The 13,645-nt window shown below is 65.2% G+C and carries 14 protein-coding genes; 6 read left to right on the top strand and 8 right to left on the bottom strand.

Going from position 1 to position 13,645, the window contains the following annotated elements; translation table 11 throughout:
* Positions 1–12 precede the first annotated feature (12 nt).
* From cydB to XnspCFBP7698_RS19085, 3 genes are all read right to left on the bottom strand, one after another.
* Positions 13–1,035, bottom strand: coding sequence for a cytochrome d ubiquinol oxidase subunit II (gene cydB / locus XnspCFBP7698_RS19095; RefSeq protein WP_104579499.1), 1,023 nt, complete (start codon positions 1,033–1,035; stop codon positions 13–15).
* On the bottom strand, positions 1,026–2,435 hold the full coding sequence (locus XnspCFBP7698_RS19090; protein WP_123137668.1) for a cytochrome ubiquinol oxidase subunit I: 1,410 nt from the start codon (positions 2,433–2,435) through the stop codon (positions 1,026–1,028). Before XnspCFBP7698_RS19090 ends, cydB begins: the two co-directional genes overlap by 10 nt.
* 250 nt (positions 2,436–2,685) lie before the next feature.
* Positions 2,686–2,967 carry a hypothetical protein gene (locus XnspCFBP7698_RS19085; protein ID WP_104579498.1) on the bottom strand — a complete coding sequence of 94 codons (282 nt, stop codon included), beginning with the start codon at positions 2,965–2,967 and terminating at the stop codon, positions 2,686–2,688.
* Positions 2,968–3,496: 529 nt separating this feature from the next.
* Between XnspCFBP7698_RS19085 and XnspCFBP7698_RS19075 the strand changes: the two genes are divergently transcribed.
* On the top strand, positions 3,497–4,777 hold the full coding sequence (locus XnspCFBP7698_RS19075) for a sigma-54 dependent transcriptional regulator (RefSeq protein ID WP_147423613.1): 1,281 nt from the start codon (positions 3,497–3,499) through the stop codon (positions 4,775–4,777).
* Positions 4,777–5,034 (top strand): hypothetical protein, encoded by a 258-nt coding sequence (locus XnspCFBP7698_RS19070; RefSeq protein ID WP_052077036.1) that lies wholly within the window; start codon positions 4,777–4,779, stop codon positions 5,032–5,034. Before XnspCFBP7698_RS19075 ends, XnspCFBP7698_RS19070 begins: the two co-directional genes overlap by 1 nt.
* Here XnspCFBP7698_RS19070 and XnspCFBP7698_RS19065 read toward each other — a convergent pair.
* A complete protein-coding gene (locus tag XnspCFBP7698_RS19065) occupies positions 5,028–5,411 on the bottom strand; it encodes a response regulator (RefSeq protein WP_047694768.1) in 384 nt (127 codons plus the stop codon). The genes XnspCFBP7698_RS19070 and XnspCFBP7698_RS19065 overlap by 7 nt on opposite strands.
* A 200-nt stretch (positions 5,412–5,611) precedes the next feature.
* On the opposite strand from XnspCFBP7698_RS19065, the gene XnspCFBP7698_RS19060 reads away from it, so the two are divergent.
* From XnspCFBP7698_RS19060 to XnspCFBP7698_RS19050, 3 genes are all read left to right on the top strand, one after another.
* A complete protein-coding gene (locus tag XnspCFBP7698_RS19060; RefSeq protein WP_123137665.1) occupies positions 5,612–9,151 on the top strand; it encodes a CheR family methyltransferase in 3,540 nt (1,179 codons plus the stop codon).
* Positions 9,152–9,378: 227 nt separating this feature from the next.
* Entirely contained in the window at positions 9,379–9,684 is a 306-nt protein-coding gene (locus tag XnspCFBP7698_RS21450; RefSeq protein WP_147423612.1) for a hypothetical protein, read from the top strand.
* A gap of 35 nt (positions 9,685–9,719) precedes the next feature.
* Positions 9,720–10,292, top strand: coding sequence for a hypothetical protein (locus XnspCFBP7698_RS19050; protein WP_047694771.1), 573 nt, complete (start codon positions 9,720–9,722; stop codon positions 10,290–10,292).
* A 168-nt stretch (positions 10,293–10,460) separates the two neighbouring features.
* Here the strand turns inward: XnspCFBP7698_RS19050 and XnspCFBP7698_RS19045 are convergent, their stop codons facing one another.
* The 4 genes from XnspCFBP7698_RS19045 to XnspCFBP7698_RS19030 form a co-directional block, all read right to left on the bottom strand.
* A complete protein-coding gene (locus XnspCFBP7698_RS19045; RefSeq protein ID WP_123137663.1) occupies positions 10,461–10,799 on the bottom strand; it encodes a hypothetical protein in 339 nt (112 codons plus the stop codon).
* A gap of 82 nt (positions 10,800–10,881) precedes the next feature.
* Positions 10,882–11,781 carry a manganese catalase family protein gene (locus tag XnspCFBP7698_RS19040; RefSeq protein WP_039405823.1) on the bottom strand — a complete coding sequence of 300 codons (900 nt, stop codon included), beginning with the start codon at positions 11,779–11,781 and terminating at the stop codon, positions 10,882–10,884.
* 130 nt (positions 11,782–11,911) lie between these two features.
* Complete coding sequence (locus XnspCFBP7698_RS19035; protein ID WP_123137662.1) at positions 11,912–12,418, bottom strand: ferritin-like domain-containing protein; 507 nt, start codon at positions 12,416–12,418, stop codon at positions 11,912–11,914.
* Positions 12,419–12,638: 220 nt separating this feature from the next.
* Positions 12,639–13,190, bottom strand: coding sequence for an isochorismatase family cysteine hydrolase (locus XnspCFBP7698_RS19030; RefSeq protein ID WP_047694775.1), 552 nt, complete (start codon positions 13,188–13,190; stop codon positions 12,639–12,641).
* A 246-nt stretch (positions 13,191–13,436) separates the two neighbouring features.
* On the opposite strand from XnspCFBP7698_RS19030, the gene XnspCFBP7698_RS19025 reads away from it, so the two are divergent.
* Entirely contained in the window at positions 13,437–13,631 is a 195-nt protein-coding gene (locus tag XnspCFBP7698_RS19025) for a hypothetical protein (RefSeq protein WP_123137683.1), read from the top strand.
* Positions 13,632–13,645: the final 14 nt, after the last annotated feature.

The following is a 13,645-nucleotide window of genomic DNA, read 5'->3' as shown; positions in this document are numbered from 1 at the left end:
TAGCGGCCACATTTAGTGATGGTGGTGATACCCCACATCGGCCGCGATCTTGCCGCGGAACACGCGGTACGACCACACCGTATAGCCCAGCACCAGCGGCAGCAGCACGATCAGCCCGACCATGGGGAACATCTGCGACGACGTGGGCGCGGCCGCCTGCCAGATGGTGTAGCTCGGTGGTACCAGATACGGCCACATGCCCAGCACCAGCCCGATGAAGCCCAGCACGAAAATGGCCAGCGTGAGCAGGAAAGGCACCGCGTCATGGCGTGAGCGGTCGCTGCTGCGCCACAACGCCAGCGCCACCGCTGCGGTGACCACCGGAATCGGTGACAGCCACCAGAAGTTGCCATGCGCGAACCAGCGCGCCATCACGTGCGAGCTCAGGAACGGCAGCCAGGCGCTGACCAGCACCACGAATGTCACCACCACCCCGACCAGCGGCTTGGTGAGTTGCCGTGCCAGGGTGTGGGTGCGGCCGTCGGTCTTGAGGATCAGCCAGGTGCTGCCGAGCAGGGCGTAGCCGAACACCAGCGCCGCACCGGTGAGGATGGTGAACGGGCTGAACCAGCCGAATACCCCGGCCGTGTAGCGCCCGTTGTCCAGCGGCATGCCTTCCACCAGCGCGCCCAGGATGATGCCCTGTGCGAGGGCGGTGAGGATCGAGCCGCCGATGAAGGACAGCGTCCACAGCCGACGCGAGCGCTGCGCCTTGAAGCGGAACTCGAACGCCACGCCACGAAACACCAGTGCCATCACCATCAGCAACACCGGCAGGTACAGCCCCGACAGGATCACCGCGTAGGCCGCCGGAAAGGCGGCGAACAATCCGGCCCCGCCAAGCACCAGCCAGGTTTCGTTGCCATCCCAGATCGGCGCGGCGGTGTTCATCATCAGATCCACCTCCTGCTCGTCGCGTGCGAACGGTGCCAGCATGCCCAGCCCCAGGACGAAGCCATCCAGCACCACGTACATCAGCACCCCAAAGCCGATCACGCCAAACCACACCACCGGCAACCAGTAGCTCAGTTCCATGGAGTGTTCTCCTGTTCCAATGCGGTATCTGCTGCCGACAGCGGGCGTGCCGGCGTGTGCTCGCCGCCGGCCACATCCGGGCCGTCGCGGCTGGCTTGCGGGCCCGCACGCACCAGCTTGACCAGATAGAAGATGCCGAACCCGAACACGAAGGCGTAGCCCAGCACATACACCAGCAACGACACCGCCACGGTGGCGGTGGACTGCGCACCCACCGCGTCGGCGGTGCGTAGCAGCCCATAGATCACCCACGGTTGCCGCCCGATCTCGGTGACGAACCAACCGGCCACCAGCGCGATGAAACCAGCCGGCAGCATGACGTTCCAGGCCAGCACCAGGGCCCTGGCATGCAAGCGCCCGCGCCACCAGGCAAGCGCAGACACCCAGGCCAGCAACAACATCGCCATCCCCAACCCCACCATGATGCGGAAGGCGAAGAACACCGGCGCCACCGGCGGTCGCTGATCGCGCGGTACCGAGGTCAACGGTGTGATGTCGCCATCGGTCGTGTGGGTCAGGATCACGCTGCCCAGCCGCGGAATCGCCACCTCGTAGTCGTTGCGCTCTGCCTCGGCATCGGGCACGGCAAACACCACCAGCGGGACGCCGGCGCCGTCGGCCTGCCGATGCCAGTGCGCTTCCATCGCCGCCACCTTCAACGGCTGATGTTCGAGCGTGTTCAAGCCATGCTGGTCGCCGACCAGCACCTGGATCGGCAACACGATCGCCGCAAACGCCACCGCCAGCCGCAACATGCGCGCCGCGGCGTCCACATGCAGGCCCCGACGCAGGTAATACGCTCCCACGCCGCCCACCACGAAGCAGGTGGTGATGAACGAGCCCAGCGCCATGTGCGCCAGGCGATACGGAAACGAGGGGTTGAAGATGATCTGCATCCAGCGCACCGGCTGCACGATGCCGTTGACCATCGCGTAGCCTTGCGGTGTATGCAGCCAGCTGTTGGACGCCAGGATCCAGAACGTGGACACCAGCGTGCCGATCGCCACCATGCAGGTGGCAAAGAAGTGCAGCTTCTCCGAGACGCGTCCCCAGCCGAACAGCATCACGCCCAGGAAGCTGGCCTCCAGGAAGAACGCGGTCAGCACCTCGTAGCTCAGCAGCGGCCCGATCACACTGCCGGCGATGCGGCTGAGTTCGGGCCAGTTCGCCCCGAACTGGAAGGCCATCACGATGCCGCTGACCACACCCATGCCGAAGGACACCGCGAAGATGCGCAGCCAGAAGAAATACAGCCGCTTCCAGAGCGCATCGTGCGTGCGCAGCCAGCGCCACTCCAGAAACCCGAGCAGATTGGCCAGCCCGATGGTGAACGCGGGGAACAGCACGTGAAACGAGATGACAAAAGCAAACTGGATACGGGATAGCAGCAGCGCTTCCACGGGGGTCTCCCTAGTGCCGGGTGCGCGTGAGCGTGGTCACGGTGGTCACGGCGTGGTGGTCAGGGCGGGCGCGAGATGACACCGAGGCTTGTCGGTGCCCCCTGCATGGGGCGCCGCGCGCGCCGTCGGGCATCTATCGCCAGCGTGCGCGCATGCGACCGCAAAAAGCGTGACCTGCTGCACCGGACGCAGCTGCAACGCAGGGAATCGCCGTTGACCGTGCAAGGGCCGCACCTCAGCGCAGGCGACCTCAGGCGCTGCGCAGATGACGCAGGCAGCGTGGCGCCAGCCAGTCTGCCAGTGCAGCGTTCATCGAGCCCGGGGTCAGGCACAGCGCATCGCGGACTGCCTTGACCGCCTCCTGTTCGCTGAGCTGCGGGCGGGCGTTGTAGGCCGCGCACACTGCGCGCACGGTGGCATCGGGCACGCCGTCGAACGGGTAATACCCGAGTTGTCCGCGGCGATGTTCGCCGCGCCAGTACTCCAATTGGTCTTGCACATCGGCCGGGCGATGTGCGGAAACTGCCTGCATGGGACACCTCTTGCGACGCAATGGCGCCACTGTCTGCGTCAACACGGAACAGGTACGTGAGCACGCCGTGCACGCGCTCTCCACACAGTGTGCGTAGGCTGTGGGTAACCCAGCGGGCCCGACATCGTCATCGAACGGGCTGTTCCGGCTGCAGCTGCGGCCACTCGCGTCGGCAACGGCCCACATCCCGACGCCCTGCAACACGCCAGCGAGCTGATCCACTGGCTCGATCATGACCTGACGCCGACGGCGCGCTGCAGCAGTTGCAAACCTTGCACTGTTTGGCGTTTCGACATTCCCGGTACGGCGACCGGCCCCGACCATGACCCTTGGCACTGGCAAATTCCAGCGCAGCCGTGCGTACTTCGGGCACATCATTCCGGCGAGCTCGACTTGGGGGAAGAGCGCCGTACGATCACGATGGTCGTGACCGCAACGTGCAATCTCGTGGTGACGCGCAGGCGCTTTTTCGCGCCGCCGTCACAATTCTCAACTGAACATGTATTAGTCATTGCGGACAGAAGCGCTCATGGACCGTCTTTCCTGCGCCATCATCGACGACGACGTGGAGTTCTGCGATCAGGTGGTGGAGTTAGCCACCGATAGCGGCTTCCGTGCCAAGGGCATCCACACCCTTGGCGAAGCCAGCCGTTGGCTGGACAGCAACTTTCCCGACCTGCTGGTCGTGGACGTTGGCCTGCCCGACGGCAGCGGTTTCGATCTCATCGAACGGCTCGACCCGGACCACACCCCGCAAATCGTGGTGGTCTCGGGCGATTACGCCTGCGAAACCCAGGGCCGCGCCCACCAGTTCGGCGTCAGCGAGTTCCTGACCAAGCCGTTCGCGCCCGAGCGTCTGGAGCGGGTGCTCGGCGGTCTGCGCGAAGCGCAGCAGGGCAACCTCGGCATCGTCGGCAACAGCGACAGCATCGTGATGCTGCGCAAGGACATCGTGCGTGTGGCGCCAACCGATCTGAATGTGCTGGTGACCGGCGAAACCGGCACCGGCAAGGATCTGGTGGCGCGTGCCATCCATCGGGTGTCCGGCCGCCGCGGCCGCTTCGTGCCGGTCAACTGCGGCGCGATCCCGGAAGAGCTGCTGGCCAGCCAGTTGTTCGGCCACGAGCGCGGCAGCTTCACCGGCGCCGATCGCCGCCATGCCGGATTTCTCGAGCAGGCGGCCGGCGGCACTCTGTTTCTGGATGAGATCGGCGAGATGCCCAAGCGGCTGCAGGTCTACCTGCTGCGCGCGATCGAGTCGCGCAGCTTCATGCGCGTGGGCGGGAACGAAGAAATCCCGCTGGACGCGCGCGTGGTGGCGGCCACGCATCAGCATGTGCAGCGCGAGCAGGCGGTACTGCGAGAGGACCTGTTCTATCGCCTCAACGAGTATCCGATCCAGGTGCCGCCGCTGCGCGAACGGCGCGGCGATGCGCGCGTGCTGGGGCTGCGGGTGATCGACGAGCTCAACGTCAAGTACGGCAAGCGCAAGCTGCCGACCAAGTCGCTGCTGCGCTATCTGGCATACCACACCTGGCCGGGCAACGTGCGCGAGCTGCGCTCGTTCATCCACTATCTGTATCTGCGCTCGGATGGCGATCTGCTCAGTGCACCGGATGTGGAGCAGACCGTGCCGCAGGCCGACGAAGACGGGTTGCTGATTCCGGCCGGCTGGACCATGCGCCAGGCCGAGGACGCCATGATCGAGTCGGCGCTGGCACGCACGCGCTTCAACAAGAAGGCGGCCGCACGCGAGCTGGGGATCAGCGTGCGCACCCTGCACAATCGCCTCAGCGACAAGGACGCCTAGTGGTCGACGCTTCGCAGGGACGGCGGCGCGAGCTGCTGCATCAGTTGCGCAACCGGCTCAATGTGATGGGCTTTGCGTTGTATGCCTTGCGCAGCGAGGCCTCCAAACCGCTGGAGACGCTGCGCAACGCACATCAATCGGCCACCGAGCTGCTCAACCAGCTGGGTGAAGAAGAGCGCGCGCAGCACCGCGCCGATGGCCTCCAGGCGGAGATGCTGCCGGGCGACCTGTCCCGCAACGATGCCGCCGGTCAGTGATGCTCGGCCGCTTGCGCCTGGTCGCTCAATAGCGTGGTGATGGTGCGCGGGTTGTAGGGCTTCATGCAGTACGACAGATGCGCAAAGCGCGGCGGCAAGGTGTAGCGGTCGTAGCCGGAGCAGAATGAGAAGGGCACGCCACGCTCGAGCAAGGCGTCTGCCACCGGAAATACCGCCTGCCCCCGCACGTTGACGTCCAGCAGCGCGCCATCGATGGCCTGGCCCGACGCGACCAGCGACAGCGCTTCGGGAACGTTGCCCACCGGTCCCACCACGCGGACACCGGCTTCCACCAGCAGGTCGTTGAGCGATTCGGCCAACAGGTAATCGTCTTCCACCACCAGGATGCGACGGCCGTTGAGCGGATTGTCGAGCATGTGACCTCCTGAGCGACGCGCAATCAGCCGATGCGCAGCACATGGTGCGCGTAGCGGCGGTTAACGCAGTGCGTAAGCAGGCGCTTCCAAGACCGGTCTGTGCAACGCAGTCGGCACACCTGAGGTTTGCTGCAAGTGCCGCGTGTGCGCGATCATCCCGGCTTGCGCTTGATCACCGGCGCCGACGATACGACGCGGACATGATCGAAGACGACGCTTTTCCCGACGACACCGTGCCCGAGTCCTCCAGGCACGCCCCAGTGTTCATTCTCGGCGTGGGTGCGGCCGGCCTGGATGCCGCGCGGCTTGCCGAGCTGCTGGACGCGGTTGCAGGCGCGGCCAACCTCACGGTCATGCTGCTGCTGTGCGATCGGCAACTGCTCGACCAGGTCCGCCTGCGCGAACTGCTTGGCGTGCAGGCCAGTCTCTTGCTGGTACCCGAAGATGGCGACCGCCTGCAGCCGGGGCGTTTCTACCTGCCGCCCGACCGCACCGTGGTCACCCTGGAAGAGGGTTGCCTGCGGTTGCGGCCGCTCAATGGCGAAAGCGAGCACGGCCTGATCGACAGCTTCTTCGTGTCGATGGCGCACGACCAGGATGGCAACGTGATCGGTCTGATCATGGGCAATACCGAAGGCGACGGCACCCTGGGCACCGCAGCGATCAAGGAGTGCGGCGGGCTGGCGCTGGCGGTGGACGACCCCTCCCTGCATGAACTGGATCTGCGCAGCGCCAGCAACCCGGCCGCAATCACCGACGACATCCTGCCGTTGCCACGGGTGGCTGCGCGCATTGCCGCGCACATGCAGCGTCACCACAGCTTCGGGCACGCGCTGCCGGTCGGCGTGCGCAACGGCAGCGAGAACGATCAGTTGAGTCAGGTTGCCAGCATCCTGCGCAACACCACCGGGCACGACTTCCACGGCTACAAGCGCGCGACTTTCCTGCGGCGGGTGCAGCGCCGCATGCAGGTGGTGCAGGTCGAGGCACTCGAGCACTACCTGGATGTGCTGCGTAACCGTTTCGACGAACCGCTGCTGCTGTTCAACGATCTGTTGATCGGGGTGACCCAGTTCTTCCGCGATCGTCGCGAGTTCGAGTTTCTCGAAGAGCAGGTGATTCCACGCCTGTTCCAGGGCAAGCACCTGGGCGATCATCTGCGCGTATGGGTGCTGGGATGCTCCACCGGCGAGGAGGCCTATTCGCTGGCGATGCTGCTGCGCGAACATGCCGAAACGCTGGACGCACCACCGCGCATCCAGATCTTCGCCAGCGACATCGACGGGCGGGCACTGGCCACCGCGCGGGTAGGGCGCTACTCGTCGAGCATCGTCGGCGAAGTGGCACCGGAGCGCCTGCGGCGCTGGTTCGTCAAGGAAGGCGATACCTACGTGGTGCGCAAGGAGCTGCGCGAGCTGTGCGTGTTTTCCCAGCACAGCATCGTCAAGGACCCGCCCTTTTCGCGGCTGGATCTGGTGTCCTGCCGCAACCTGCTGATCTATCTGGATGCAGAGCTGCAGAACCGGGTGATCCCGATCTTTCATTTTGCGCTCAAGCCAGGCGGCTACCTGTTCCTGGGCAACGCGGAAAACGTCTCGCGGCACGCCAAGCTGTTCGCACCGGTGGAGCGCAGCTTTCGGGTGTTCCAGAAGATCGATGCCGACAACCGTGTGCATGCCACCTTCCCGACGTTGCCGCACGCGCCCGCCAGCCGGGTACTGGCACCGCCGCAGCCTCAGCGCAGCTCCAGCAATGCGCTGGTGCGTGCCGGCGAGCGGATCGCCGACCGTTACGCGCCGGCGTATGCAGTGCTCGACGAGCATTTCGACGTGCTGCATTTCTCTTCGCAGGCCGGGCGCTTCATCCGTCCCGGCGGCGGCGCGCCCAGCCTCAACCTGGTCAACCTCATCCATCGCGACCTGCGACTGGACCTGCGCAGTGCCTTGACCCGCGCCGAAGCGGAAAAGGCACCGGTGCAGATCAGGGGCATCCAGATACACGAAGATGCCTCGGCATGGGCGGTGGATCTTTTCGTGGAGCCCACCTCCGATTCGGAAGTTCCGCGCGGCTATGTGGTGCTGTTTCAGGAGGTGGAAGCGCGCGAGTTGCTGGAACTGACCGGCCCGCGCGATGCGGCTGCCGACAGCGGTCACGTGCAGGTGCTCGAGAACGAGCTGCGCATCACCCGTGAAAGGCTGCAGTCGATGATCGAGGAGCTGGAGAGCACCAACGAAGAGCTCAAATCCTCCAACGAAGAATATCAATCGCTCAACGAAGAACTGCAGAGTGCCAACGAGGAGCTGGAAACCTCCAAGGAAGAGCTGCAGTCGGTGAACGAGGAAGTCACCACCGTCAATGGCGAGCTGGCGCACCGCGTGCAGGAGCTGGCGCATGCCAACAGCGACCTGAAGAACCTGCTGGAAAGCACCCAGATCGCCACGGTGTTCCTGGACAACGACCTGCGCGTGACCAACTTCACCCCGGCGGTGACCGACATCCTGCCGCTGGTGGAAAGCGATATCCACCGGCCGATCAGCCATATCAAGCTGCATGTGGCCTACGACGAATTGCAGGACGACGTGCGACGGGTGATCCGCACCCTGGCCGTGCTCGACCGCGAGGTCGAGAACCCGTCCACGCGCGCGCGCTACATGGTGCGCGTGCTGCCGTACCGCACCGTGGACAACTTCATCGGCGGTGCGGTGCTGACCTTCATGGACGTCACCCCGCTGACGCGCGCCGAGCGCGCGCTGCGCGGCAGCGAGCAGCGCCTGCGGACCCTGATGGAAGGCATCCCGCAACTGGTCTGGCGCTCGCTCGATGGAGGCCACTGGACATGGTCGAGCCCGCAGTGGTCCAGCTATACCGGGCAGAGCGATGCCGAAAGCCTGGAGCTGGGCTGGTTGCAGGCGGTGCACCCGGACGAGCGCGAGCTCACCATGAACGCGTGGCACGCCAGTGCACGGACCGGCGGGCTGGATGTGGAGCACCGCCTGTTCAATGCGGCCGAGCGTGGCTATCGCTGGTTTCATACGCGCAGTGCAGCGGTGCGTGACGAGCGCGGCCAGGTCCTGGAGTGGCTGGGTACCTCCACCGAATCGGACAACCTGCGCCGGCTGCAGGAACAACAGCGCGTACTGGTGACCGAGCTGCAGCATCGCACCCGCAACCTGATCACCGTGGTGCAATCGGTGGCCAAGCAGACCATGCAGAGCAGCCACGACATGCAGGACTTCGCTGCCAAGTTCGAGGACCGGCTATCGGCGTTGTCGCGCGTGCAGGGGCTGTTGTCGCAATCGGACAACGAGCCAACCACCATCGGCGCCTTGCTGCGCATGGAGCTGGATGCGCTGGGTGCCGCACCGGATCAGCATCGCATCATCGTCGATGGCCCGGATGTGGCCTTGCGCAAATCCACCGTGCAGACGCTTGCGTTGGCGTTGCACGAGCTGGCGACCAACGCGCTCAAGTACGGGGCGCTGGCAGTGGACACCGGCACCTTGATTATCCGCTGGGACGTGGTCACGACCGACGACATCCCGGCGCGCCTGGTGTTGCGGTGGATCGAGGAAGGTGCCAACCAGCAGCTGCACGACGACCGCGACGAGGCCGGCGGGTTCGGACGCCGCCTGATCGAAAAAGCGCTGCCCTACAGCCACGGCGCGCAGACCCGCTACGAGCTCAGCGACACCCGGCTGGAGTGCGAGATCCAGCTGCCGCTCAATCCCGTGAATGGGTAAGCCGGCGAGCATTCGCTGCGTGTGGACGGGTGAGGGTGCCGCAACGCAGGTTGTCTGAGCGACCTGCAGGATGCAGTGCGCGTTAGGGCAACGGCTGCCTGCCTTGTTGTGTGTCGTTGCATGCGAACGCACAAGCGCGCGTGCATGCCGCAACCTGGCCATCGTGTTGCTCAGCCGAGGCCAGCGAGCGCTGCGGGCAACGTGCGCGCAACGTTGGTGCTTCGTCATTGCTGCACGTGCTGAGCAAGGCGCTGCCGTCGCGTTCGGCGCTGCGGTGGAGCGGCATGCAGCGTACGGTTGTGCCGATGTCCACGGCAGATCCTGCAGCTGCCGCCCGCCAGAGCAGGCTCTGCTGCGCGAATCTGGCGCACCTGCTCGCGGCAGGTGTGCTCGATGCGGAAAATCCTGCGCTGCGGTGCATATCTTGCGACCCATTCGCGCGTCGCGATGACAGCGTGCTGGGTGAAGCAAGCGCAAACGCCTGCACCGTCAAGGTCTGCGTAAGTCAAAAACTTGGCGCGCATTGTGCGTAAGCACTGATGTCATCTAGATGCACAGTGGAGTAGTCATGATTACCCGCATTTTTCAGTTGTCCGCCCGTGTGGCGAGCAACGCGTGGGTCGAGGTCGGTGTGGGAGCCGATGCCGACATCCTGGTCGCAGATCGTGGCGGCAAACGCGAAGAGCGCGCCACCTTCGGACGGCGTCCGCCCGGCCAACAACGTTCGATCCATATGCAGGAGCCGGCCTGGCTGGGCGGTGTGGACCTGGCCATCTGGGAGACCCAGCGCTGCGCCATTCCGTTGTGCGGATTTGTCTGCACGGCGTCCGCCGATGGCACCACCGCAGCGACCTGGCTGAGCCCGGATGGCGGCGCGCTGTATGCGGCAGGCTTGCGCAACGTGATGGACATCGGCGGTCGTCTGCAGATGGGATTTTCGTTGTTGGTGGCCTCGTCGGCGAGCATGCCCACGCATCGTCCGCTCTGCATCGCTGGCGACGTGCGGTCATGGTTGCAGATGGGCGGCACCGAGGCCATGCGGCATCTGGCGCCGTGGCGGCTGGAGCGTTGCACGGCAGCGGCGGGCGTGCGGCCGGAATGGGCGAACGAGACACATCCGCCAGCGGAGGCACGCGCGTGATCATGCCAGTACGCAGCAATGACAAGGGGCCCGTCGGGCCCCTTCTTCATTGCGGTAACGTCTTGCGGTGACGTCTGCCACAGCGAGCGGTCATCACCAACAGCGATCCGCCCGGTCCTTCAGGCGATGACGTCGTGCAATCGGTCCGTGCGCCCGCGCATCGCCAAGCTATGTCTGCGACGCGTCTTCGTCGGTTTGCTCACGGGCCTGCTGCTGTGCGTCGATGTGCTGCTGCTTGCCATAGGTGCCGCTCTGGCCAAAGTTGGGCTGCGTGCTGCCATCGCGCTCGGCGTGCCCGTCGGGCTCGCCTTCGCCCAGACTGCCGCCACGGCCATGGCCACGCTGCGTGAGTTCTTCCGGCTTGCCGTCACGCGGCGGCGGCATGTCGCCTGTCTGCGACGCAGAGGGATCGGCGCGGCCGCGGCCATCTTCGGACGCGTCGGTGCCGCTGCCGCGGTAAGCCGATTGACGCGCGTCGTGCGTATCGAGTGTGGTCTTGTCGTTCATGCCAACTCCTGAAGAAGTGCCAATAAAAAGCCCGGGTCGCTAACGGCCCGGGCCGGGATGGGCGCGGTGGCACCCATCGGGTCTAGCGCTGAATGTCGCCGGTGGTGGAGCCGGCGCCCGGGCCTGCCCCCAGGTCCGCACCGGTCACCCGATCCAGTTCCGGGTTCGACAGCAGACGCTGCGACATCGCATCAAGCGCAGCGGTCTGTGTCTTGTCCAGTGCCACCGTCGCCGAGCCATCGCCACCGTCCACTGCTGCCTGCTGTTCGCGGTCGGCCACCACTTCCCACTGCTCGCCCGCATTCCACGGGCCAACCATGTCGCCTTCGCCCTGCGAAGTGTTGTAGTACTTGTCGGTGAAGCGCGGGTCGCCCGGCAACTTGCCCGGCGGGAAGTTGGGTTCGATCGAATACAGCGCCTTCTCGAACGACTTCTGGTGGGCCACTTCGCGCGTCATCAGGAAGCGCAACGCATCCACGATGCCCGGGTCGTCGGTGACGTTGATCAGGCGCTCGTAAACCAGCTTGGCGCGTGCTTCGGCGGCGATGTTGGAGCGCATGTCGGCGGTGGGACAACCGATGCTGTCCACGTACGCCGCCGTCCACGGCACACCGCTGGAATTGACCAGCGCCGGGCCGCCACCATACAGAATCTGCTGGGTGTGGCTGGTGCTGTTCTGGGTCATGGAACGCATCTCCATGGCCTCTTCCATGCCTTCGGACAGCACCGCCTTCGGCCCCTTGTTGAGCATGGCGATGATCGAGCCAATGATTTCCAGATGGCTGATTTCTTCGGTGGCGATATCGAACAACAGGTCCTTCCGGCCCGGATCGTCTTCACCCAGCGCCTGGGTGAAATAGCGCATCGCTGCGGCGAGTTCGCCTTGCGGTCCGCCGAACTGTTCGAGCATCAGCGTGGCCAGATCCGGATTGGGCTGGGCAACGCGGACGGTGTACATCAACCGCTTGTTGTGCATAAACATAGAGATGCTCCATGGCTGGCGCCCGGCAACTACAACCACTCAGGGAGCGGGCAGAAACGTGGGGCTTGGCTTTCGGGATGACCGCACGGGGCGGTAGACGCAGGGCGGGAGGGCCGCCCTGCGCGGTGACTCAGGCCGCTTTGCTGGCCTTGGATGCCTTCTGATTGCCGCCCTGTTCTGCAAGCAGGGTCAGCTTCTCGTCGGTGGCTTTTTCTTCTTCCAGCGTGGCCAGCAACAGCGGCAGCGCATCGGCATAGCCCAGCTGCTTGGCCATCGCGGCGATGGTGCCGTACGAGGCGATCTCGTAATGCTCCACCTTCTGCGCGCCGCCGATCAACGCGGCATCGCGCACCGGGCCGGCATCGATTTCGTCGATGACTTCGCGGCTCTCTTCCACCAGGCCTTCCATTGCGGCGCACTTGATGCGCTTGAGCTTGATGCCCAGCACCTCGACCACCTGGTCGATGCGTTCGATCTGGCCCTGGGTTTCTTCCAGATGGGTTTCAAAGGCCTCTTTCAGCTTCGGCTCGGTGGCAGCACGTGCGAGCCGCGGCAGCGACTTGGTCAGCTGCTTCTCGGCGCTGTAGATATCGGACAGTTCGTGGATGAAAAGCTCTTCGACAGTCTTGATCGCCATGGATGGCTCCTTTCGGTTGGTCAGAGGTTGAAACGCGGCACTTCACCGCTGGGCGGTGACGCCTGACTTGTTGTGCGCGTTCGAGAAGCGCGAGCACGATGACTGCCGTCAACTCGAAGCGTTGCTGCGTGATCGCTAAGCTAGTCCTGCGAGTGTTAGCGCGATTGGTGGAAACGGTGATCCCGATGCGATGCCGGCCTGGGCCGTGACGCGATGCGCGTCACCCAAGGGTGATCGAGCCGGAGCGCGCGAGGCTGGCGTGGAAGCCCTCCTGCAGCACGGTGCGTGCGCAGCTCTCGCGCGTATCGGTCTCGGCCGTCGTGCAATCGCGTGGCACCGCGATGGACAGGCCGCGCGCAACGGCGTCGACGGCGGTGGCCAGCACGCACACGTCCAGTGCCACGCCGGTGATCACCACCTGGTCGACCTGCAGGTCTTTCAACAGGGGCGCCAGCGGCGTATGCCCGAACGCCGAATGCGTGGGCTTGAGCATCCGGTAGTCCTGCGGTTGCGGCGCCAGCAGCCGTGCGATGTCGCAACCGCGCGCGTCGGGCTGCGCAGCAAGGGCGATGATGCTCGGCAGGTCGGCGTGCCAGTCTGAAACGTTGTCGTTGATGTAGATCACCGGCCGCTGTGCCTGGCGGAAGCGCGCAGCCAGTGCGTGGATGCTGTGGGCCGCACCTTGTGCACGGTGTGCGAGCTGCTCGCCGCCGTCGAAGTCGAAGCGGTTGAACATGTCGATGATCAGCAAGGCCGGGCGTGACAGGCTCATGCGGCACCTCCGGCGTAACGCGGTGCGCTGGCGTTGTGTCGTGCGGACGTGGCTGCGTGCGTCGGCAGGGCCGTGCCTGCGTGCAGCGTGAGATCGAACACCATTGCGCGTGCACCTCATCGTTGGGGATGTGGGCAGGCTATGCGCGCGGCGTACATCGGCAATGAACGTCTTGTCGAGGATATGTCTGCGCATGCCACGCGCAGATGCGCTACAACCGTGTTTCCTTATGCCCGGGAGATGCGCATGACGCCACTGGATAAACCGCTACGCCGCGAGCTGCAGATCGGCGAGCAGGCCTATACGCTGATCATCGATCCGGACGGCCTGAAGCTGGTGGAGAAAGGCAGGCGCAAGGGCGTGACCTTGCGCTGGGACGCGCTGGTCAGTGGCGATGCGGCGCTGGCCACCGCGTTGCAGGCATCGCTCGGCGAAGCCTAAGCCCGCCGCGCAGT

Origin of the sequence: Xanthomonas sp. CFBP 7698, from assembly GCF_003600855.1 — a bacterium.
GTDB lineage: Bacteria > Pseudomonadota > Gammaproteobacteria > Xanthomonadales > Xanthomonadaceae > Xanthomonas > Xanthomonas cannabis.
Note: the sequence above shows the minus strand (reverse complement) of the source record. Positions and strands in the feature narration are given on the sequence as shown.

Coding starts and splice junctions, on each gene's coding strand:
- cydB (WP_104579499.1), bottom strand. CDS start 1,035: ATGGAACTGAGCTACTGGTTGCCGGTGGTGTGGTTTGGCGTGATCGGC.
- XnspCFBP7698_RS19085 (WP_104579498.1), bottom strand. CDS start 2,967: ATGCAGGCAGTTTCCGCACATCGCCCGGCCGATGTGCAAGACCAATTG.
- XnspCFBP7698_RS19075 (WP_147423613.1), top strand. CDS start 3,497: ATGGACCGTCTTTCCTGCGCCATCATCGACGACGACGTGGAGTTCTGC.
- XnspCFBP7698_RS19065 (WP_047694768.1), bottom strand. CDS start 5,411: ATGCTCGACAATCCGCTCAACGGCCGTCGCATCCTGGTGGTGGAAGAC.
- XnspCFBP7698_RS19060 (WP_123137665.1), top strand. CDS start 5,612: ATGATCGAAGACGACGCTTTTCCCGACGACACCGTGCCCGAGTCCTCC.
- XnspCFBP7698_RS19050 (WP_047694771.1), top strand. CDS start 9,720: ATGATTACCCGCATTTTTCAGTTGTCCGCCCGTGTGGCGAGCAACGCG.
- XnspCFBP7698_RS19045 (WP_123137663.1), bottom strand. CDS start 10,799: ATGAACGACAAGACCACACTCGATACGCACGACGCGCGTCAATCGGCT.
- XnspCFBP7698_RS19040 (WP_039405823.1), bottom strand. CDS start 11,781: ATGTTTATGCACAACAAGCGGTTGATGTACACCGTCCGCGTTGCCCAG.
- XnspCFBP7698_RS19035 (WP_123137662.1), bottom strand. CDS start 12,418: ATGGCGATCAAGACTGTCGAAGAGCTTTTCATCCACGAACTGTCCGAT.
- XnspCFBP7698_RS19030 (WP_047694775.1), bottom strand. CDS start 13,190: ATGAGCCTGTCACGCCCGGCCTTGCTGATCATCGACATGTTCAACCGC.
- XnspCFBP7698_RS19025 (WP_123137683.1), top strand. CDS start 13,437: ATGACGCCACTGGATAAACCGCTACGCCGCGAGCTGCAGATCGGCGAG.